Raw genomic sequence first — 19,217 nt, forward strand, 5'->3', positions numbered from 1 at the left:
GCGGCGGCTCAGGCGGCGGGCGTCCCGCCGTCGTTCTGGGCGGCCTGGCAGGCGTCGAGGCGGTCCTCGGCCTTCGCGAGCCGCTGCTGCTGGGCCTTCTTGTCCTTCGCCACCCGGTCCAGCTTCGCCGTGGCCTGGGCCAGCTCGGCCCGGGCCGCGGCGCGGTCGGACCGGCTGTCGGCGTGCTTCACGTCGTGGCGCGCGTCGGCGACCCGCTCGTGCTGCCGCTCGAAGACCGCGGACACCCGGGCGAGCGCGTCGGTGGCCTTGTCGACCTTCGTCTGCTGCGCGGCGCAGGGCTCGGAGTCCGGGGTCGTCGCCTGAGCGGCCACCGGCGCGGCGACGATGCCGAGCACGAAGGCCGAGGCGAGCGCGGCGGTGGTCGTGCGGATCTGCTTCATGGGTCCCTCCCTGTCGGACGCGCTGCGGGCCTCTCCCGGCGACGTCTCGACCTCTTCCTGTCGCGAGCGCGGTCGGACGTTACGTGGGAGCGGACCCGCTCCCGGACGGGTTTCGGGAGGCGTTGCGGCGGAGACCCTCCGGAGGAACGGCCGCACCCGGCCGTCAGTCAGAGGGAGAGATCATGGGATACGGACTCGGTGTCTTTCTGCTCGCGGTGGGCCTCATCCTGGCCCTCGCGGTGACCGACAACCTGGCGAACGTCGACCTGACGATGGTCGGCTGGATCATCGCCGCCGCAGGAGTGCTGCTCCTCGTCCTCACGGCCGTCACGGCCAACAACCGCCGTCGCTCGTCGACGGTGACCACGCACGCCGACGGCAGCCGCACGGTCAGCGAGCGCAACGACGCGCCGCCGGCGTACTGACCGACGCGCTGAGGGCGCCTCAGCGGTCCTGCACGATGCGGGGCCACGCCGCGGGCCGCAGCCAGGTCAGCAGCCAGCGCATCTGGCGCGGGTTGCCGACCTGGGTGCACCCCGCCGTCGGCGCCCAACGGGCTCCGGGCTTCGAGGTGTGGTAGAAGATCCCGCTGCCCTTCCCCTGCACAGGAGCGCGTCCCGCGCCGGGCCGCAGCCGGACGTGGTTGAAGTCCACGACCCAGCCCGAGCGCATCGAGGGCCGGTTGCCCGACGTCACGCCGGGGACCTCGAGCCAGGTGTTGTAGGTGCGGCCCGCGGAGGAGGACACGATCGACGTGGCCTTGCGCTGCCGCCACCGCATCTTGCCGGGGTTGCTCGCCTGGGTCGTGAAGGTGACCTTGATCCGGTAGACCCCGATGGGGGAGCGGCCGTCGCCCTCCCGCTGCTTGCCCCAGCCGTTCGAGCCGATCGTCGAGCGGAACTCCCGGCGCAGCCGCCACGTGCCGTCGACCCGCTCCCACGCCTGGGTGACCGTGCACCAGACCTGGCGGCAGTACTCCCGGCTGGAGATCGTCCGCACCACCTGCTCGGTCTGGTCGGGGAGCCCACGAGCCCAGCGCGGCGCGCGCGCCGCGGCATCGGCCGCGGCGCCCGCGGGTCCGGCGTCGAGCACCGCCACCAGAGCGACGATCAGGAGCGGGGCGAGCAGCAGTGATCCGAGACGGCGCAGCACCCCCCGATGATCACATGCGGATTGGGTGGCGTGAGCGGGCCCGCGCTAGAGTTCTCAGGTTGCCTCCAGGGGCGACACGCCGTCCAACGGCCGCGGAACCAGAGTGCCCGGGTGAACAGGCCCCGGCGCGCCGCGCAACGAACCCACCGGAAGGAGCCCGCATGTCGATCGGTACCGACGCGGAGACCAAGAAGAAGATCATCGCTGAGTACGGCAAGTCTGAGGGCGACACCGGTTCGCCCGAGGTGCAGATCGCGCTGCTGAGCCACCGCATCAGCCACCTCACCGAGCACCTCAAGCAGCACAAGCACGACCACCACAGCCGTCGTGGTCTGCTCCTGCTCGTGGGCCAGCGCCGTCGTCTGCTCAACTACCTGCAGAAGACCGAGATCGAGCGCTACCGCTCCATCGTCGAGCGCCTCGGCCTGCGCCGTTGATCGAGCTCTTCGCGTGACGCGCTGGGCATCGCCTTCTCGGGCGGTGTCCAGCGCGTTTCCGCATATCAGGGGCGCCGCCGATAGGCTCGCCCCGTCCGACAACTGAACACATCAGCAACCAGGAGCGACCGCCTCGCCCAGCCCGGTCCTCGGTAGTGGTCTCCGCTGCGCAGCAGCGTGGATCTCGATCGAAGACCGGCTCCATCCGGCGGGCGCGCCGCTCCGCGACCAGACAGGGAACGACCCTTGACTGAATCCAACGAGCCCGTGATCTCCGCTGTCGAGACGGTTCTCGACAACGGCAAGTACGGCCAGCGCACCATCAAGTTCGAGACCGGGCTGCTCGCCCGGCAGGCCGCCGGCTCGGTGACCGCCTACCTCGACGACGACACGATGCTGCTCTCGGCGACCACCGCCGGCAAGCACCCCAAGGACCACTTCGACTTCTTCCCCCTGACGATCGACGTCGAGGAGCGGATGTACGCCGCGGGCAAGATCCCCGGCTCCTTCTTCCGGTCCGAGGGCCGGCCGGGCGAGGACGCGATCCTCGCCTGCCGCCTCATCGACCGCCCGCTGCGCCCGACCTTCAAGAAGGGCCTGCGCAACGAGGTCCAGGTCGTCATCACGGTGATGGCGCTCAACCCGGACCAGCCCTACGACGTCCTCGCGATCAACGCCGCGTCGATGTCCACCCAGCTCTCCGGCCTGCCGTTCTCCGGCCCGGTCGGCGGCGTCCGCGTCGCCCTGATCGAGGGCCAGTGGGTCGCCTTCCCGACCCACAGCCAGCTCGAGGACGCCGTCTTCGACATGGTGGTCGCGGGTCGCGTCACCGAGACCGGCGACGTCGCGATCATGATGGTCGAGGCCGAGGCCACCGAGACCAGCGTCGCCAAGATCCAGATGGGCGCGCAGGCCCCCACCGAGGAGATCGTCGCCGGCGGCCTCGACGCGGCCAAGCCGTTCATCAAGCAGCTCTGCGAGGCGCAGTCCGAGCTCGCCAACGTCGCCGCGAAGCCCGTCCAGGACTTCCCGGTCTTCCTCGACTACGAGGACGACGTCTTCGAGGCCGTCGAGAACTTCGTGAAGGCCGACCTGGCCGCCGCGATGAAGATCGCCGACAAGCAGGAGCGTCAGGACCGCACCGACGAGCTCAAGGACAGCGTCCTCGGCCACTTCGAGGAGCAGTTCGCGGGCCGCGAGAAGGAGCTCGGCGCGGCCTTCCGCTCGGTCAACAAGGCCGTCGTGCGCGAGAGCATCCTGCGCGACAAGGTCCGAATCGACGGTCGCGGCCTGGCCGACATCCGGCCGCTGCACGCCGAGGTCGGCGTGGTCCCGCGGGTCCACGGCTCCTCGCTCTTCGAGCGTGGCGAGACCCAGATCCTGGGCGTCACCACCCTCGACATGCTCAAGATGGAGCAGCAGCTCGACACGCTGTCGCCGGAGAAGCACCGGCGCTACATGCACAAGTACATCTTCCCGCCGTTCTCCACGGGCGAGACCGGTCGCGTCGGCTCGCCCAAGCGCCGCGAGGTCGGCCACGGGGCGCTCGCGCGCCGCGCGCTGCTGCCGGTGCTCCCGGACCGCGAGGAGTTCCCCTACGCGATCCGCCAGCTCTCCGAGGCGATGGGCTCCAACGGCTCGACCTCGATGGGCTCGGTCTGCGCGTCCACGCTGGCGCTGCTCCAGGCCGGTGTCCCGCTGAAGGCGTCCGTCGCGGGCATCGCGATGGGCCTCGTCTCCGGCGAGATCGACGGTCAGACCCAGTACGTCGCGCTCACCGACATCCTCGGTGCCGAGGACGCCTTCGGCGACATGGACTTCAAGGTCGCCGGCACGCGTGAGTTCGTCACCGCGCTCCAGCTCGACACCAAGCTCGACGGCATCCCCGCCGAGGTGCTCGCGCAGGCACTCCAGCAGGCGCGTGACGCCCGCATGACCATCCTCGACGTGATGGCCGAGGCCATCAGCGAGCCCGAGGAGATGTCGATCCACGCGCCGCGGATCATCACCATCAAGATCCCCGTCGACAAGATCGGCGAGGTCATCGGCCCCAAGGGCAAGGTGATCAACCAGATCCAGGACGACACCGAGGCGTCGATCTCGATCGAGGACGACGGCACCATCTACATCGGTGCGACGAACGGCGAGGCCGCCGAGGCCGCCCGTTCCGCGATCAACGCGATCGCCAACCCGACGATGCCGGAGGTCGGCGAGCGCTACCTCGGCACGGTCGTGAAGACGACCAACTTCGGTGCGTTCGTCTCGCTGCTCCCGGGCAAGGACGGCCTGCTGCACATCAGCAAGCTGCGCGCCCTGGCCGGCGGCAAGCGCGTCGAGGCCGTCGAGGACGTCCTGGCCGTCGGCCAGAAGGTCCAGGTCCAGATCGCCGAGATCGACGACCGCGGCAAGCTGTCGCTGGTCCCGGTGGTCGAGGACGCCGAGGGCGGCGCCGACGCCGCCGAGGCCGAGGCGTCCGAGGAGGACTGACCCACCGGTGTCACCACGTAGCACCACGGCGACCGGCCAGCAGGCTCCTGCTGGCCGGTCGGCCGTTTCAGGCAAGGCCACGACCGTCACGCTCCACACCGAGCGCGACGGCGCCGGGCAGGTGACCGCGCGTGTGCGTCGTACGACGCTGCCCAGCGGGCTCCGCATCATCTCCGAGCAGCAGGCCGGTGTCCGGTCCGCCGCGGTCGGCGTGTGGGTCGGGGTCGGCTCGCGCGACGAGTCGCCGGCGCTCCACGGCTGCTCGCACTTCCTCGAGCACCTGCTCTTCAAGGGCACGCCCGAGCGGTCGGCGCTGGACATCTCGATCGCGCTCGACGCGGTCGGCGGCGAGTTCAACGCCTTCACCGCCAAGGAGTACACCTGCTTCCACGCGCGGGTCCTCGATCAGGACCTGCCGCTCGCGGTGGACGTGCTCGGCGACATGATCACCAGCTCGACGCTGCACCCCGACGACGTCGAGGCCGAGCGCGACGTGATCCTCGACGAGATCGCGATGCACGACGACGACCCCGACGACGTGGTGCACAACCTCTTCGCCGCCCAGGCCTGGGGCGACTCCCCGCTGGGCCGGCCGATCGCCGGCACCGAGGAGTCGATCACCGCGCTCACCCGGGCGCAGGTGCACCGCTTCTACCGCCGCCACTACCGGCCCGACAACATCGTCGTGTCTGCCGCCGGCAACGTCGACCACGCCGCACTGGTGCGCCAGGTCAAGGCCGCGTTCGGCCGCAACGGCTGGCTCGACGGCACCGCCACCCCGGTCCCGCCGCGGCACGGCCGCCGCAAGAAGGTGATGCCCGGCGTCCTCACCGCGACCCGGCCCTTCGAGCAGGTCAACGTGGTCCTCGGGATGGAGGGCCTGGTCCGCGACGACCCGCGGCGCTTCGCGCTCGGCGTCCTCAACACCGCCCTCGGCGGTGGCACGTCGTCGCGTCTCTTCCAGGAGGTGCGCGAGCACCGCGGCCTGGCCTACTCGGTCTTCTCCTTCGCCGCACACCACGCCGACTCCGGCCTGGTCGGCGTCTCCGTCGGCTGCCTGCCCAACCGCCTCGACGACGTCCTCGCCGTCGTCCGGGAGGAGCTGGCCAAGGTCGCCCGCGACGGCATCACCGCCGAGGAGCTCGAGCGGGGCAAGGGCCAGCTGCGCGGCGGCCTGGTGCTCGGTCTCGAGGACACCGCCTCCCGGATGTCCCGGATCGGCAAGGCCGAGCTCGTCCACGACGAGCTGCTCGCCATCGACGAGGTGCTCGCCCGGATCGAAGGTGTCACCCTCGAGGAGGTCCGTGACGTGGCCGCCGAGCTGCTGTCCCGCCCCGAGGTCCTCGCGGTGGTCGGCCCGGCCTGACCCGATCTCAGGGCCGCACGAGGACGACGACCCCGGCGGCCGCGCACGCCCAGAGGACCGAGGCGAAGGTGCCGATGATGAAGCGCTCGGCGGCGCCGGTGCGGATGCCGTCCTCGGCGGCGCGCAGCTCGGGGTAGCGGCCGAGGCCCTTGACGGCCAGCACGATGGCCAGGCCCTCGGGCCAGCCGGCGACGAGGGTGGCGTAGATGGCGGCGCGCTCGAGGCCGCCGATCCAGGCGCCGCCGCGCAGCACGTGGCCGGCGTGCTCGAGGGACTCGGCGGGTGGCTCGCGACGGTCGACCAGGTCGAAGACGAGCGAGGTGAGGGGGCCGCCGCCGGCGATGGCGAGCAGGCCGCCGAGCGCGACGACGAGGATGGTCTGCCCGTCGCCCATGTCGAGCTCCGGCCCGACGGTCGCGGCCGTCGCGCCCGCGGCGAGCAGCAGCGCCAGCGAGGCGGGCGCCCAGATCCGGCGGGCCAGCGGCGAGGTCCACGCCACGCCCGCGGCGAGCACGCCGAAGGCGACCAGGGCCATGACCAGGAACGTCCGGTCCGAGGCGCTCATGTCGGCTCCTTCCCGAGCAGGTGGGCGGTGAGGTCGGTGGCGAGCTCGCGGGCCCGGCGCGACTCCACGATGCCAGCCGCGGCGGCCCGCTGGCTCACCGCCGAGGGGGAGATGCCGAGGCGCTGTGCGACCTCGTCGTACGACCGGCCTTCGGTGACGAGGTCGGCGACCTCCCAGCCCCGAGCCGTACGTCGCGCCAGCACGGCCGCCCAGAGCCACAGCACGGTCTCCAGGGCGCGGGTGCCGGGGTCGTCGCCCGCGACCCGGGTGTGCCACGGGCTGGTCTTGGCGGCGGTGACCGCCGCACGGGCGTGCAGGTAGGCCGTGCCACGGCCCGCGCGGGCGTGGTCGGGGAGCGGCTCCTCGACCGGCCCCACGCCGACGCCGATGTTCCAGGTGTCCGCCCGCAGCAGCAGCCCGACGGCGTCGACGACCGCCTCGGGGGAGTCGAGCACGCCCTGGAGCTCGTCGCCGACGGTCCGCTCGAACGGCAGCCGGGTGGGCACGTCGGCGAGCGCGGTGAGCGCCTCGGGGATCAGGTCGCTCCCGGTGCGGCTGCCGCGCTGGTCCACGGTGAGGACCACGTACCCGGACATGCTCCGAGGCTAGTTCAGGGAATAACCTAATGCAAGAACAATGAAGGAAATAGCCTAACGGCGGCCGATGATGCCGACCACCGGCGGCGCCTTCTGATCGACGACCGACACCCGGAAGCCGCCCTCCTGCAGTGCCTGCGACGCCTTGCGCACGATGTTCGGCACCAGTTCGGGACGGTTGGCCTCGTAGAAGAGGTAGACCGCGCCGCCGGGCAGCACGCGCTCGTGCAGCAGCGCGATCTCGTCGGCGCAGGAGCGCACCCAGAAGAGGTTGACGTTGAAGGCGAAGACCTTGTTCAGCCGCTTGACCGGCACCCGCAGCGTGGCCAGGTCGATCTGCCGCACCGTCAGCCGCCCGGCGTCCACGTGGCGCTGGCAGCGCCGCTTCGTGCGGTCGACGCCGGACTCGGACCGGTCGATGGCGAAGAGCTTCCCGGTCTCCAGGCGCTCGCAGATGAGCTCCGCTCCGGCACCCGGACCGCATCCGATCTCCAGGATGCTGTCGCTCGGCTGGACGTCCATGAGGTCCACCGCCCAGCGGATCCGTGGCGGGATGGTCTGCAACACCATGGGGCAAGACTGCCAGATAGGTTGACGTTCGTGAGTCAGGTGCGAGTCGGCGTCCTCGGGGCGCGGGGCAAGGTCGGGTCCGAGGTGTGTCGCGCGGTCGAGGCCGCCGAGGGGATGGAGCTCGTCGCCGCGGTCGACGCCGGTGACGCGGTCGACACGCTCGTGACCGCGGGAGCCCAGGCGGTGGTGGACTTCACGCACCCCGACGTCGTCATGGACAACCTCGAGTTCTGCATCGACCACGGCATCCACGCCGTCGTCGGTACGACGGGCTTCGACGACGCCCGGCTCGACACGCTGCGCGGCTGGCTGGCCGACGCGCCGTCGGTCGGCGTGCTGATCGCCCCCAACTTCTCCATCGGCGCGATCCTGATGATGCGCTTCGCGGCCGCGGCCGCGCCGTTCTACGAGTCGGTCGAGGTCGTCGAGCTGCACCACCCGACCAAGGCCGACGCCCCCTCCGGCACCGCCCGCCGGACCGCCGAGCTGATCGCGGCGGCCCGCCACGACGCCGGGCTGGGCCCGGTGCCGGACGCGACCTCGACGGGCCTCGACGGGGCTCGCGGCGCCGTGGTCGACGGCATCCACGTGCACGGCCTGCGGGTGCGCGGCCTGGTCGCCCACCAGGAGGTCATCCTGGGCGGACCGGGGGAGACGCTCACCATCCGCCACGACTCCCTCGACCGCGCGTCCTTCACCCCCGGCGTCCTCGCGGGGCTGCGGGCGATCGACACCCACCCGGGCCTCACCGTCGGGCTGGAGCACTTCCTCGATCTCGACTGAGCCGCCGGAAGACCTCCGTCCTGCACGTTCGTGCATTGCAGGAAGTCGCGGGTAGCCCCACGCCGGGCAGGTCGTTGAGGGTGGCACGGCTGCGTGACCCGCAGCCTCCACTTCACGACGAGAGGGACCTTCCATGCGCAGAATCTCGGGGATCGCCGCTGCGGCGGTCCTGGCGCTCACCACGGTCGGGGCGCAGGTCGCGCTCCAGACCTCGGCCAGCCAGGCAGCCGCACCGGCGGCTCAGCGGATCACGGTCAAGGACGCCGTCGCGGCCCTCGAGGCCCACCCGGCCGGTCGCACGACCGCCGGCACGACGTACGCCGTCACCGACCGGATCGTCGACGCCGACGGCACCACCCACACCCGCCTCGCCCGCACCTACCGCGGGCTGCCGGTCCTCGGCGGCGACCTGGTCGTCCACCAGGGTCCGCAGGCGGCGTGGGAGGGCGTGAGCCAGACCCTCGTGAAGTCCGTCCGTCTCAGCACCACACCCGACCTCACCGCCGCCGCGGCGACCACCACGGCGCTCGCGAAGGCCCCCGCGACCCGCACCATCACCGGCGCGACCCGCGAGTCCCGTCGTCTGGTCGTCGACGCCACCACCGGCACCCCGCGCCTCGCGTGGGAGGTCGTCACCGGCGGCACCCAGGCCGACGGCACGCCCAGCCGCCTCGCGACGTACGTCGACGCGGCCAGCGGCCGGGTGCTCTGGCGCGAGCAGCAGATCGAGACCGTCGACGGCTCCGGTCAGACGCTCTACAGCGGCACGGTCCCGCTCAGCGTCACCAAGTCGGGCTCGACCTACCAGCTCAAGAACGACGGCATCCGCGGCAACACCTACACGACCGACCTCAACAACAAGGAGGACTCGCTCGTCTGCCAGCTCTTCGGCCGCAACTGCGCGACCGGGACGCTGATCACCTCGACGACGACCACCTTCGGCAACGGCCTGACCAGCAACCGTGCGAGCGCCGGCGCCGACGCGCAGTACGGCAGCAACGAGACCTGGGACTTCTACAAGGCCACGTTCAACCGCGACGGCATCTTCGGCACCGGCGCCGGCTCCTACAACCGGGTCCACTACGGCAAGAACTACGTCAACGCCTTCTGGGACGGCACCAAGATGACGTACGGCGACGGCGACGGCACCAGCTACGGTCCGCTGGTCTCCCTCGACGTGGCCGGCCACGAGATGAGCCACGGCGTCACCGAGAACACCGCGGGCCTCGACTACTCCGGTGAGTCCGGCGGCCTCAACGAGGCGACCTCGGACATCTTCGGCACGATGGTCGAGTTCTACGCCGCCAACGGCAACGACCCGGGCGACTACCTGATCGGCGAGGAGTTCGACCTCAAGAACCACGTCGGCCTGCGCCGGATGGACAACCCCGCCTCGGACGGCTCGTCGCTCAACTGCTGGTCCGCCACCGCGGGCAACTCCGACGTCCACTACTCCTCGGGCATCGGCAACCACTTCTTCTACCTGCTGTCCGAGGGCTCGGGCGCGAAGACGCTCAACGGCGTCTCCTACAACAGCCCGACCTGCAACGGCTCGACGGTCACCGGCATCGGTCGCGACGCGGCCGCGGCCATCTGGTACCGCGCGCTCACGGTCTACATGACCTCCAGCACCAACTACGCCGGTGCGCGCACCGCCACGCTGAACGCCACCAAGGACCTCTACGGCGCGAGCAGCACGCAGTACACCGCGGTCGCCGCCGCCTGGAGCGCGGTCAACGTGAACTGATCCGCCACCCCGCCGCACAGGGGCTCGCGTCGACCACGGATCGCGCGGGTCCCTGTGCCTTGTCCGGAGGTGGTTTCGAGGCTCGTCGCTGGCGCTCCTCGCACCTCAACCACCGTGCGCTCACGGCGGTTGAGGTGCGAGCGCAGCGAGCCTCGAAACCCCGTGAGCGCGGCGGGGTCGGTGCCCTGCCTTCACTCACCGAAGTTCGACGCGCCCGTCACGGCTTCGCAAGCTCAGCCGTGGGGCTTGCTCAATCTCCCCGTCGCCACGCCGTGACCTCCTCCGTAGGTCACGGCTCGACGGTGACCTTGATGGCCTCGCCGTTCTTGACGATCTGGAAGGCGTCGAGCACCCGCTCGAGCGGGACGTGCTCGGTGATGAGGTCCTTGACCGGCACCTGGCCGGTGGAGATGTACTCCAGGGCCCGCTTGTTGTGCTCGGGTGCGGAGCCGTTGGCACCGTGGATGTGCAGCTGGCGGTAGTGCACGACGTTGGAGTCGCAGGTGATGGTCGGGTTGGTCTTCGGCAGTCCGCCGAAGAAGGAGATGCGGCCGTTGCGGGCGGCCATCGCGATGGCCTGCTCCTGGGTGATGTTGGCGGCGGTCGCCGTGATGATGACGTCGGCGCCGCGCCCGCCGGTGAGCTCCATGACCCGCTCGACCACGTCGACCTCGGCGGCGTTGATGGTCTCCTCGGGCTGCACCGCGTCGGCGGACATCTTGAGACGCTCGGCGTTGACGTCGACCAGGTAGACCGGGCCGGCCTGGTGGACGCCGCGGGCGATCCGGATGTGCATGCAGCCGATCGGGCCGGCACCGAAGACGACCACGGTGTCGCCGGCCTCGATGCCGAGCAGCTCCTGGGCGTTGATCGCGCAGGCGAACGGCTCGGCGGCCGACGCCTCGTCGTACCCGACGTTGTCGGGGATGCGGTTGAGGCCGTCGACCTTGAGCACCTGCTTCGGCACGATCATGTACTCGGCGAAGCCGCCGTCGTACTGGTAGCCGACCGACGTCTGGTTCTGGCAGACGGCCATCCAGCCCTTGGTGCACTCGTAGCACTCGCCGCACGGAACGGCCGCGATGACCTGGGCGCGGTCGCCGACCTTCCAGTCGCTGCCGTACGTCGCGTTGACGTCGGCGCCGACCTCGACGACCTCGCCGGCGATCTCGTGGCCGATGGTCCGCGGGGGAGTGAGGTTCTGGTGACCGTTGTAGAAGATCTTCACGTCGGTGCCGCAGGTCGAGCAGTTGCGCACCCGGAGCTTCACCTCGTCGGGGCCGCACTCGGGCTCGGGGACGTCCTCGAGCCGGACGTCCTCGGGTGCGTAGAAGCGCAGGGCCTTCATCGTCGTTGTCCTCTCCCGGGAGCTCGTGAATGGGTCGTCACATCCGTCGGAGCGTACCGCATGTCTGTGGAGACATGTCCGTTCATGTTGGATTGACCCCTTGACTGAGGCAAACGAGGCGGCATATAAACGCATTCACAGATTCGGGTGACTGGCATCACAGGCCAGCCCCACGTTCGCGCCGGCTCGCCGGCCGTCCGAGAGAAGGTTCGATGTCCTCCACCACAGGTGCTCCCCGATCGCCGGGCGGTGCGCGTGTCCACGTGCAGCGGTTCGGCACGTTCCTGTCGAACATGGTGCTCCCCAACATCGGCGCGTTCATCGCCTGGGGCTTCATCACCGCGCTGTTCATCCAGACCGGCTGGATCACGCTCATCGGCGACAAGATCTTCGGCTACCCGGCCGGGCTCGACGCCGGCCAGTACGACTACGGCTTCGTCTCCAAGCTCGGTGGCTGGGACGCCGACGGCGGCGGCATCGTCGGGCCGATGATCACCTACCTGCTGCCGATCCTGATCGGCTACACCGGCGGCCGGATGGCCTACGGCGGCGACGCGATCCGCGGCGGCGTCGTCGGCGCGATCGCCACCATGGGCGCGGTGACCGGCGCCGACGTGCCGATGTTCCTCGGCGCGATGGTGATGGGTCCGCTCGGCGGCTGGTCGATGCGCAAGCTCGACGAGTCGTGGGAGGGCAAGATCAAGCCCGGCTTCGAGATGCTGGTCAACAACTTCTCCGCCGGCATCTGGGGCATGATCCTGGCGCTCGCCGGCTTCGCGGTCGCCGGACCCTTCGTGGAGCAGTTCTCCAAGGGCGCCGGCCACGCGGTCGACTGGCTGGTCGGCCACAACCTGATGCCGCTCGCCTCGATCTTCGTCGAGCCGGCCAAGGTGCTCTTCCTCAACAACGCGATCAACCACGGCGTCTTCACCCCGCTCGGCATCAACGAGGCGGCGGAGAAGGGCCACTCGCTGCTCTTCCTCGTGGAGGCCAACCCCGGCCCCGGTCTCGGCCTGCTGCTCGCCTTCACCTTCTTCGGCAAGGGCTTCGCCAAGGCCTCGGCCCCGGGCGCGATCCTCATCCAGTTCGTCGGCGGTATCCACGAGATCTACTTCCCCTACGTGCTGATGAAGCCCAAGCTGATCGTCGCGCTGATCCTCGGCGGCATGACCGGCGTGGCCACCAACCAGGCGCTCGACACCGGCCTGCGCAGCCCCGCCTCGCCGGGATCGATCATCGCGGTCTGGCTCTCCGCCCCGGCGAGCAGCCTCTTCGGCGTCACCCTCTCGGTGGTGCTCGCGGCCGCGGTGACCTTCCTGGTCGCCAGCTTCCTGCTCCGCATGGAGAAGGGCGACGACGAGGGTGACCTCACCGGCGCCACGGCGGCCATGGAGGCGATGAAGGGCAAGAAGTCCCTGGCCTCCTCGGTGCTCGCCACCGGCCACACCGGCGCGATCAGCTCCATCGTCTTCGCCTGCGACGCCGGCATGGGCTCCTCGGCCATGGGCGCCTCGGTGCTCCGCAAGAAGATCCAGGACGCCGGCTACGGCGACGTCACGGTCGTCAACAAGGCGATCTCGAGCCTGACCGACACCTACGACCTGGTGGTGACCCACCAGGACCTGACCGACCGAGCCACGCAGAAGACGCCGTCCGCGGTGCACGTGTCGGTGGACAACTTCATGTCGAGTCCGCGGTACGACGAGGTCGTCGAGCTCGTCCGCGAGCGCAACGGCGCCGGCAGCGGGGCACCCGTGGCGGTGGCCGAGGAGCAGGCGGACTCGGGACCGCTGCTCGCGGAGGAGTCGATCGTGCTCGACGGCGGTCCGGCGACCCGGGACGACGCGATCACCCGGGCCGGCGAGCTGCTGGTCGCGGCCGGCGCCGTCGACGCGTCGTACGTCGCGGCGATGCACGCCCGTGAGGCCTCGGTGAGCACGGCGATGGGCAACATGCTCGCGATCCCGCACGGCACCAACGAGGCGAAGGCCGACATCCGGCGCACGGCGCTCTCGTTCGTGCACTACCCGCAGGGCATCAACTGGAACGGGCGTGAGGTCAAGTACGTCGTCGGCGTCGCCGCCCTCGGCAACGAGCACCTCAAGCTGATGGCCCAGCTGGCCGAGGTCTTCGTCAACCCCGAGCGCGTCCGGGAGCTCGAGCGGGCCAACTCGCCGCTCGACGTCATGGGCGTCCTCGGTCAGGTCCGCCGGCCCGCCCAGCACGCCTAGGACATGCACTAGGTCAGGCCAACCGCACCAACGCTGCTACGAGCGCGGCGCCGAACACCACGACCAGGAACGGCGCCCGCAGGAGCAGCAGCACCACCGCGACACCCAGCCCGAGGGCGCGAGCATCGACCACGAGCTCGTGCCCTCGGGCGCATACCTGCACGGCGATGAGCGCCGCGAGCAGCGCGACCGGGATCAGGTCGGCGACCCGCTCGACGAGCGGACGCTCGAGGACGCGCGGCGGCACCGACAGCCCGGCCAGCTTGAGCAGGTAGCAGCCGATCCCGGCCGCGACGATCGCGACCCAGATCATGCGGGCTCACCGCGCGTGAGCAGCCCGGCGAGCAGGGCAACGGCCGCGGCCGCCAGGACGGGTACGCCGGCCGGGACCACGGGCACGGTCGCCAGCGCGACCGCGGCCGCCGCCACGGCGACCAGCTGGTTGCGCCGGCCGTGCAGGCGCGGCCAGAGCAGCGCGAGGAAGGCCGCGCCCACCGCGGCGTCGAGCCCGTAGCGGCGCGGGTCGCCGATCGCGTTGCCGGCCACGGCGCCGAGGAACGTCGCGAGGTTCCACAGCACGAAGATCGAGACGCCGGTGGTCAGGAAGCCGACCCGGGCCGCCTCCGTCGTCTCCCGCGTGACGCCCATCGCGGTCGACTCGTCGATGAGCACGTGCGCTGCGGTCGCGCGGCGCCACCCGGTGAAGCGCAGCAGCGGCGCCATCCGCAGCCCGTAGAGGGTGTTGCGGGTGCCGAGGAGCAGCGCGGTCAGCGCTCCGGAGATCGGCGCACCGCCCGCCGCGACCACGCCGACGAGCGCGAACTGGCTCGCGCCGGTGAAGACCAGCAGCGACAGGGCGCAGGTCTGGGCGACGGAGAGGCCGGCGGCCACCGAGACCGCGCCGAAGCCCACGCCGTACGCGCCGGTGGCGACGCCGACGCCCAGGCTGTCGCGGATGATCGCGGACCGCTCGCGGGGGTCGAGCGGCGCGTCGGTCACGCCGGGAACGTTACTGGTGGCGCACCCTCGCCGGCTTCGGCCGGTGGTGGAAGTCGGCGACCAGGACGAAGTCGAGGAGCATGCCCGCCAGGAAGCCCCAGCCGATCCCGGTGCCGCCCAGGGCGGGGACGCCCGTCACCTGCACCACCCACACCCCGCTGAGGACGCCGACCGCGAGAGCGACGAGCAGGACGAGCAGTCGGTGAAGACGAGGCAACGGACCGAACACGGTGCTTCCTCCGATCGGGGAGCGGGCTTCCATCGTCGCCCTTTGTCCCCGGAAATCAAGGTGGGGAAACTACGAAAGCGCTGTGTCCGTGAGGGCGGTGTGCAACCGCACCTGCTTGACCGTGGTGGCGCCGGAGCCGTCCAGGTCGAGCTCACGGTGCGCGGAGTCGGGCGCCCAGCCGGCGCTGGTGAGGAAGGCGCGGCGCTCGTCGTCGGTGGCGATCGCCCAGTGGACGGCGCGTGTGAACCGGTCGGCCACCAGGGTGTCGACCGCTGCCTGGAGCAGCCGGGAGCCGTGCCCCTTCGTCCGCTCGTCGGGGTCGACGCCGAGCTCGACGATCTCCGCGTCCGCGACCGGGTCGCAGTCGGGGTCGCTCGCGGGGGAGGTGATCGCGAAGCCGACGACGCGGTTGCGCTCCAGGGCCACGAGCACCCGGTTGCGGGCGTCTCGCGGCCGGGTCAGCGAGGCGTGCCAGGCCGCGGCCGCGGGCTCGACCGCCTCCGCGCCGGGCAGCGCCTCGGCCGGCAGCAGGGAGGCGTAGTCGGCACGCCAGGTGCGCAGCTGCAGCTCGGCGATCGCACGGGCGTCGTCGGCCCAGGCGACACGGACCGACACATCACTCATGACCGCGATCCTGCCAGCCGGACGATCTGTTACAGAACATGCGTCGAACGGCGCCCTTCTGTAACAATTCTGGTAGCGTCCGGACATGCGCTTCGAGGACCTGCTCGCCGGTGATGGCCGGGTCGAGCCGCGCGACGAGATGCCCGACGCCTACCGCCGGACGCTGGTGCGGCAGATCGCCCAGCACGCCCACTCCGAGATCATCGGGATGCAGCCCGAGGGCAACTGGATCAGCCGGGCGCCGTCCCTGCGTCGCAAGGCGATCCTGATGGCGAAGGTGCAGGACGAGGCCGGCCACGGTCTCTACCTCTACGCCGCCGCCGAGACCCTCGGCGTCGACCGGGCCGACCTGCTCGACCAGCTCCACACCGGCCGGCAGAAGTACTCCTCGATCTTCAACTACCCGACGCTCACCTGGGCCGACGTGGGCGCCATCGGCTGGCTCGTCGACGGCGCCGCGATCGTCAACCAGGTGCCGCTGTGCCGCTGCTCCTACGGCCCCTACGCCCGCGCGATGGTGCGGGTGTGCAAGGAGGAGTCCTTCCACCAGCGGCAGGGCTTCGAGATCCTGCACACCCTGGCGCACGGATCGCCGGCCCAGCACGCCATGGCGCAGGACGCGGTCGACCGCTACTGGTGGCCGGCGCTGATGATGTTCGGGCCGCCCGACGACGACTCGCCCAACTCCGCCCAGTCGATGGCGTGGGGGATCAAGCGCTTCTCCAACGACGAGCTCCGGCAGCGCTTCGTCGACATGACCGTGCCGCAGGCCGAGGCGCTCGGCCTGACCCTGCCCGACCCGGACCTCCGCTGGAACGACGAGCGCGGCCACCACGACTTCGGCGAGATCGACTTCACCGAGCTCTACGAGGTGGTCCGCGGCAACGGCCCGTGCAACGCCGACCGCATCGCCCACAAGGTGCGCGCCCACGAGGACGGCGCCTGGGTCCGCGAGGCGGCCGCCGCCTACGCCGCCAAGCGCGAGGCGGGTGCCGCATGAGCAGCCGCGACTGGCCGCTGTGGGAGGTCTTCGTCCGCCCCCGTCGCGGGCTCTCGCACGTCCACGCCGGGTCGCTGCACGCGCCCGACGCCGAGATGGCGCTGCGCAACGCGCGGGACGTCTACACCCGTCGCCAGGAGGGCGTGTCGCTCTGGGTGGTGCCGTCCGCGGAGATCGTCGCGTCCGACCCGGGCGAGCGCGACGCGTTCTTCGACCCCGCGGAGGACAAGGTCTACCGGCACCCCACGTTCTACGACGTACCCGAGGGAGTGCAGCACCTGTGACGACCCCCGTGACCCCTGCCGGCTTCGTGCTCGGCCTCGCCGACGACGCGCTGGTCTCGGCCCAGCGGATGGGCTGGTGGATCAGCCGCGCTCCCGAGCTCGAGGAGGATCTGGCGCTCGCCAACATCGGGCTCGACCAGCTCGGCCAGGCCCGGGCGCTCCTGACCTACGCCGGCGAGCTCGAGGGTACGGGCCGCACCGAGGACGACCTCGCCTACCTGCGCGACGACCGCGACTTCCGCAACGTGTGGCTGGTCGAGCGGCCGCAGACCGACTTCGGCGTCACCATCGCCCGGCTGCTGGTCTTCGCGACCTGGCAGTCCGAGCTCTACGCCGCGCTCGCGTCCAGCGCCGACCTCACCCTCGCCGGCGTGGCCGGCAAGGCGGTCAAGGAGGTGGCCTACCACGTCGACCACGCGCGCCTCTGGACGCTGCGGCTGGGCGACGGCACCGAGGAGTCCCACCGCCGGATGCAGGACGCGCTGGACGCGGAGTGGCCGTACGTCGAGGAGCTCTTCGTCGCCGACCCGGACGCCCCCATCGACCCCGCGACCCTGCGCGACGCCGTGCTCGGCCGGGTCGGCGAGGTGGTCGCCGCCGCCACGCTGACCGTGCCCGAGGTGGCGCCCTCGGTCGGCGGTGGCCGGCGCGGCCTCCACACCGAGCACCTCGGCCACCTGCTCGCCGGGATGCAGCACCTCCACCGCTCCCACCCGGGGGTGACCTGGTGAGGGACAGCGCGGGCGGCGGGTCCGCCTGGAAGATCGCCGCCGACCTGCCCGATCCCGAGCTCCCCGTGGTCACCATCGCCGACCTCGGCATCCTGCGCGACGTCACCGAGGACGACCAGGGGCGCGTGCACGTGACGATCACGCCGACCTACTCCGGCTGCCCGGCGATGCAGACGATCACCGACGACCTCGTCGCCACCCTGACCGCTGCGGGCTACCAGAGTGTCGACGTCGAGTACGTCCTCTCGCCGGCCTGGACGACCGACTGGATGACCGAGGAGGCCAGGGCCAAGCTCGCGGCGTACGGCGTCGCGCCGCCCGGCCCCGCCTCGGGTCCGGTGCCCCTCGCGCTCTCGGTGCGCTGCCCGCAGTGCGGCTCGTCCGACACCCGCGAGTCCAGCCGCTTCGGGTCGACCGCGTGCAAGTCGCTGTGGGTCTGCCGCAGCTGCCGCGAGCCCTTCGACCACTTCAAGGCCATCTAGGTGTCGGCAGCCTTCCACTCGCTGCGGATCGCGGCGATCGACGAGCTCACCGACGACGCGGTCGCGCTCACCTTCGAGGTGCCGCCCGAGCTGGCGGACGAGTTCGCGTTCGCCGCCGGGCAGCACCTCTCGATCCGGGGCGGCGACGACGTACGCCGCTCCTACTCGATCTGCACGCCACCGACCTCGGGGGTGTTGCGGATCGGGGTCAAGCGGCTGCCCGGCGGCGCGTTCAGCGAGGGCGTCGTGGAGCGGCTCCGCGTCGGCGACGCGCTCGACGTGATGACGCCCGCCGGTCGCTTCACGCCGCGCCTCGACCCGGCAGCGCGGCGTACCCACGTCGCGATCGCGGCCGGCTCCGGCATCACGCCGGTGCTCTCGATCGTCGCGGCGGTCCTCGAGGAGGAGCCGGGCTCGACGGTCACGCTCGTCTACGCCAACCGCACGCACCGCTCGGTGATGTTCCTCGACGAGGTCCATGACCTCAAGGACCGCTACCCGGCCCGGCTCCAGGTGGTGCACGTGCTCTCGCGGGAGGCGCAGGAGGTCGAGCTCCTCTCCGGGCGGCTCGACGGCCCGCGGCTGACCGCGATCCTCGACGCGCTGGTGCCCGCGGCCGACGTCGACGCGTGGTACCTCTGCGGCCCGCAGCAGATGGTGACCGAGCTCCGCGGGACGCTCGCGGCAGCGGGGGTGGCCGCCGGGTCCGTGCACACCGAGCTCTTCCACGCCGACCCGGTCCCGCGGGCTCCGGTGGCGCAGCTCTCCGGCGCGCCGGAGGGTGCGGCGCGGGTGACCATCCGGCTCGACGGCCGGTCCTCGGAGCTCGACCTGCGGCCCGACGGCGAGCCGGTGCTCGAGGCCGCGCTGGCCGTCCGCGCCGACCTGCCCTTCGCCTGCAAGGGCGGCGTCTGCGGCACCTGCCGGGCCCGGCTGGTCACGGGCACCGTCGCGATGGACGCCAACTGGGCGCTCGAGCCCGATGAGGTCGAGCGCGGCTACGTGCTCACCTGCCAGGCCCACCCGACCTCCGCCGAGGTCGAGCTGGACTTCGACGGCTGAGAGCCCTATGTCAAGCAGCCTCCGGTAGGAGGGTGTTGAGCCGGCCGTGTAGGTCGGGGTTGTAGGGCACGTGGTCGTGCCAGCATCGCCAGAGGATTCTGGTCCAGCCCTGGGCCAGGATCC

Annotated in this window: 22 protein-coding genes; 12 read left to right on the top strand and 10 right to left on the bottom strand. The window is 71.4% G+C overall.

Annotation, left to right across the window (positions count from 1 at the left end):
- Positions 1-8: 8 nt before the first annotated feature.
- Entirely contained in the window at positions 9-401 is a 393-nt protein-coding gene (locus K8U61_RS23150; RefSeq protein ID WP_224125377.1) for a hypothetical protein, read from the bottom strand.
- A 182-nt stretch (positions 402-583) separates the two neighbouring features.
- Between K8U61_RS23150 and K8U61_RS23155 the strand changes: the two genes are divergently transcribed.
- Positions 584-826, top strand: coding sequence for a DUF6458 family protein (locus tag K8U61_RS23155; RefSeq protein WP_224125378.1), 243 nt, complete (start codon positions 584-586; stop codon positions 824-826).
- 19 nt (positions 827-845) lie between these two features.
- On the opposite strand, the gene K8U61_RS23160 is transcribed toward K8U61_RS23155, so the two are convergent.
- Positions 846-1,553 carry a L,D-transpeptidase family protein gene (locus tag K8U61_RS23160; protein ID WP_224125379.1) on the bottom strand — a complete coding sequence of 236 codons (708 nt, stop codon included), beginning with the start codon at positions 1,551-1,553 and terminating at the stop codon, positions 846-848.
- Between the two features lie 161 nt (positions 1,554-1,714).
- On the opposite strand from K8U61_RS23160, the gene rpsO reads away from it, so the two are divergent.
- The 3 genes from rpsO (at position 1,715) to K8U61_RS23175 (ending at position 5,843) form a co-directional block, all read left to right on the top strand.
- Positions 1,715-1,990 carry a 30S ribosomal protein S15 gene (rpsO, locus tag K8U61_RS23165; protein WP_224125380.1) on the top strand — a complete coding sequence of 92 codons (276 nt, stop codon included), beginning with the start codon at positions 1,715-1,717 and terminating at the stop codon, positions 1,988-1,990.
- Positions 1,991-2,236: 246 nt separating this feature from the next.
- Positions 2,237-4,477 (top strand): polyribonucleotide nucleotidyltransferase, encoded by a 2,241-nt coding sequence (locus K8U61_RS23170; RefSeq protein WP_224125381.1) that lies wholly within the window; start codon positions 2,237-2,239, stop codon positions 4,475-4,477.
- A 7-nt stretch (positions 4,478-4,484) separates the two neighbouring features.
- Positions 4,485-5,843, top strand: coding sequence for a M16 family metallopeptidase (locus K8U61_RS23175; protein WP_224125382.1), 1,359 nt, complete (start codon positions 4,485-4,487; stop codon positions 5,841-5,843).
- Between the two features lie 7 nt (positions 5,844-5,850).
- Here K8U61_RS23175 and K8U61_RS23180 read toward each other — a convergent pair whose 3' ends face one another.
- The 3 genes from K8U61_RS23180 to K8U61_RS23190 are packed head-to-tail and all read right to left on the bottom strand — an operon-like array spanning position 5,851 to position 7,574.
- Positions 5,851-6,408, bottom strand: coding sequence for a hypothetical protein (locus K8U61_RS23180; RefSeq protein ID WP_224125383.1), 558 nt, complete (start codon positions 6,406-6,408; stop codon positions 5,851-5,853).
- Positions 6,405-7,004, bottom strand: coding sequence for a SatD family protein (locus tag K8U61_RS23185; RefSeq protein ID WP_224125384.1), 600 nt, complete (start codon positions 7,002-7,004; stop codon positions 6,405-6,407). The genes K8U61_RS23180 and K8U61_RS23185 overlap by 4 nt, the downstream gene beginning before the upstream one ends.
- A gap of 54 nt (positions 7,005-7,058) precedes the next feature.
- Positions 7,059-7,574, bottom strand: a complete 516-nt coding sequence (locus tag K8U61_RS23190) for a class I SAM-dependent methyltransferase (protein WP_224125385.1) — start codon at positions 7,572-7,574, stop codon at positions 7,059-7,061.
- A 39-nt stretch (positions 7,575-7,613) separates the two neighbouring features.
- Here K8U61_RS23190 and dapB point away from each other — a divergent pair, with 39 nt between their 5' ends.
- Both dapB and K8U61_RS23200 read left to right on the top strand, forming a co-directional pair.
- Positions 7,614-8,357, top strand: coding sequence for a 4-hydroxy-tetrahydrodipicolinate reductase (gene dapB, locus K8U61_RS23195; RefSeq protein ID WP_224125399.1), 744 nt, complete (start codon positions 7,614-7,616; stop codon positions 8,355-8,357).
- 133 nt (positions 8,358-8,490) lie between these two features.
- Positions 8,491-10,104, top strand: a complete 1,614-nt coding sequence (locus tag K8U61_RS23200; protein WP_224125386.1) for a M4 family metallopeptidase — start codon at positions 8,491-8,493, stop codon at positions 10,102-10,104.
- Between the two features lie 289 nt (positions 10,105-10,393).
- Here K8U61_RS23200 and K8U61_RS23205 read toward each other — a convergent pair whose 3' ends face one another.
- The gene (locus K8U61_RS23205) at positions 10,394-11,452 is read right to left on the bottom strand and encodes a zinc-dependent dehydrogenase (protein ID WP_224125387.1); all 1,059 of its coding nucleotides are present in this window, start codon (positions 11,450-11,452) and stop codon (positions 10,394-10,396) included.
- 212 nt (positions 11,453-11,664) lie between these two features.
- Between K8U61_RS23205 and K8U61_RS23210 the strand changes: the two genes are divergently transcribed.
- Complete coding sequence (locus K8U61_RS23210; RefSeq protein WP_224125388.1) at positions 11,665-13,683, top strand: PTS mannitol transporter subunit IICBA; 2,019 nt, start codon at positions 11,665-11,667, stop codon at positions 13,681-13,683.
- Positions 13,684-13,696: 13 nt separating this feature from the next.
- Here K8U61_RS23210 and K8U61_RS23215 read toward each other — a convergent pair whose 3' ends face one another.
- From K8U61_RS23215 to K8U61_RS23230, 4 genes are all read right to left on the bottom strand, one after another.
- Entirely contained in the window at positions 13,697-13,996 is a 300-nt protein-coding gene (locus K8U61_RS23215; RefSeq protein WP_224125389.1) for an AzlD domain-containing protein, read from the bottom strand.
- Positions 13,993-14,682: an AzlC family ABC transporter permease gene (locus K8U61_RS23220; RefSeq protein WP_224125390.1), complete on the bottom strand. Its 690-nt coding sequence runs from the start codon at positions 14,680-14,682 to the stop codon at positions 13,993-13,995. Before K8U61_RS23220 ends, K8U61_RS23215 begins: the two co-directional genes overlap by 4 nt.
- A 10-nt stretch (positions 14,683-14,692) precedes the next feature.
- Positions 14,693-14,899 carry a hypothetical protein gene (locus K8U61_RS23225; RefSeq protein ID WP_224125391.1) on the bottom strand — a complete coding sequence of 69 codons (207 nt, stop codon included), beginning with the start codon at positions 14,897-14,899 and terminating at the stop codon, positions 14,693-14,695.
- A gap of 81 nt (positions 14,900-14,980) precedes the next feature.
- Entirely contained in the window at positions 14,981-15,535 is a 555-nt protein-coding gene (locus K8U61_RS23230; RefSeq protein ID WP_224125392.1) for a GNAT family N-acetyltransferase, read from the bottom strand.
- An 85-nt stretch (positions 15,536-15,620) separates the two neighbouring features.
- Between K8U61_RS23230 and paaA the strand changes: the two genes are divergently transcribed.
- Genes paaA through paaE form a run of 5 tightly spaced genes read left to right on the top strand, consistent with a single transcriptional unit; the run spans position 15,621 to position 19,094 of the window.
- Entirely contained in the window at positions 15,621-16,535 is a 915-nt protein-coding gene (gene paaA / locus K8U61_RS23235) for a 1,2-phenylacetyl-CoA epoxidase subunit PaaA (protein WP_224125393.1), read from the top strand.
- A complete protein-coding gene (paaB, locus tag K8U61_RS23240) occupies positions 16,532-16,819 on the top strand; it encodes a 1,2-phenylacetyl-CoA epoxidase subunit PaaB (RefSeq protein WP_224125394.1) in 288 nt (95 codons plus the stop codon). The genes paaA and paaB overlap by 4 nt, the downstream gene beginning before the upstream one ends.
- The gene (gene paaC / locus K8U61_RS23245; RefSeq protein ID WP_224125395.1) at positions 16,816-17,550 is read left to right on the top strand and encodes a 1,2-phenylacetyl-CoA epoxidase subunit PaaC; all 735 of its coding nucleotides are present in this window, start codon (positions 16,816-16,818) and stop codon (positions 17,548-17,550) included. The genes paaB and paaC overlap by 4 nt, the downstream gene beginning before the upstream one ends.
- The gene (gene paaD / locus K8U61_RS23250; RefSeq protein WP_224125396.1) at positions 17,547-18,032 is read left to right on the top strand and encodes a 1,2-phenylacetyl-CoA epoxidase subunit PaaD; all 486 of its coding nucleotides are present in this window, start codon (positions 17,547-17,549) and stop codon (positions 18,030-18,032) included. Before paaC ends, paaD begins: the two co-directional genes overlap by 4 nt.
- Positions 18,033-19,094, top strand: coding sequence for a 1,2-phenylacetyl-CoA epoxidase subunit PaaE (paaE, locus tag K8U61_RS23255; protein ID WP_224125397.1), 1,062 nt, complete (start codon positions 18,033-18,035; stop codon positions 19,092-19,094).
- Positions 19,095-19,217 lie beyond the last annotated feature (123 nt).

Source organism: Nocardioides mangrovi (assembly GCF_020073815.1).
Taxonomy (GTDB): domain Bacteria; phylum Actinomycetota; class Actinomycetes; order Propionibacteriales; family Nocardioidaceae; genus Nocardioides; species Nocardioides mangrovi.

Bases quoted from the DNA above. Each gene is read 5' to 3' on its own strand.
- K8U61_RS23150 (WP_224125377.1), bottom strand. From the start codon at position 401: ATGAAGCAGATCCGCACGACCACCGCCGCGCTCGCCTCGGCCTTCGTG.
- K8U61_RS23155 (WP_224125378.1), top strand. From the start codon at position 584: ATGGGATACGGACTCGGTGTCTTTCTGCTCGCGGTGGGCCTCATCCTG.
- rpsO (WP_224125380.1), top strand. From the start codon at position 1,715: ATGTCGATCGGTACCGACGCGGAGACCAAGAAGAAGATCATCGCTGAG.
- K8U61_RS23180 (WP_224125383.1), bottom strand. From the start codon at position 6,408: ATGAGCGCCTCGGACCGGACGTTCCTGGTCATGGCCCTGGTCGCCTTC.
- K8U61_RS23185 (WP_224125384.1), bottom strand. From the start codon at position 7,004: ATGTCCGGGTACGTGGTCCTCACCGTGGACCAGCGCGGCAGCCGCACC.
- K8U61_RS23190 (WP_224125385.1), bottom strand. From the start codon at position 7,574: ATGGTGTTGCAGACCATCCCGCCACGGATCCGCTGGGCGGTGGACCTC.
- K8U61_RS23200 (WP_224125386.1), top strand. From the start codon at position 8,491: ATGCGCAGAATCTCGGGGATCGCCGCTGCGGCGGTCCTGGCGCTCACC.
- K8U61_RS23205 (WP_224125387.1), bottom strand. From the start codon at position 11,452: ATGAAGGCCCTGCGCTTCTACGCACCCGAGGACGTCCGGCTCGAGGAC.
- K8U61_RS23210 (WP_224125388.1), top strand. From the start codon at position 11,665: ATGTCCTCCACCACAGGTGCTCCCCGATCGCCGGGCGGTGCGCGTGTC.
- K8U61_RS23215 (WP_224125389.1), bottom strand. From the start codon at position 13,996: ATGATCTGGGTCGCGATCGTCGCGGCCGGGATCGGCTGCTACCTGCTC.
- K8U61_RS23230 (WP_224125392.1), bottom strand. From the start codon at position 15,535: ATGAGTGATGTGTCGGTCCGTGTCGCCTGGGCCGACGACGCCCGTGCG.
- paaA (WP_224125393.1), top strand. From the start codon at position 15,621: ATGCGCTTCGAGGACCTGCTCGCCGGTGATGGCCGGGTCGAGCCGCGC.
- paaB (WP_224125394.1), top strand. From the start codon at position 16,532: ATGAGCAGCCGCGACTGGCCGCTGTGGGAGGTCTTCGTCCGCCCCCGT.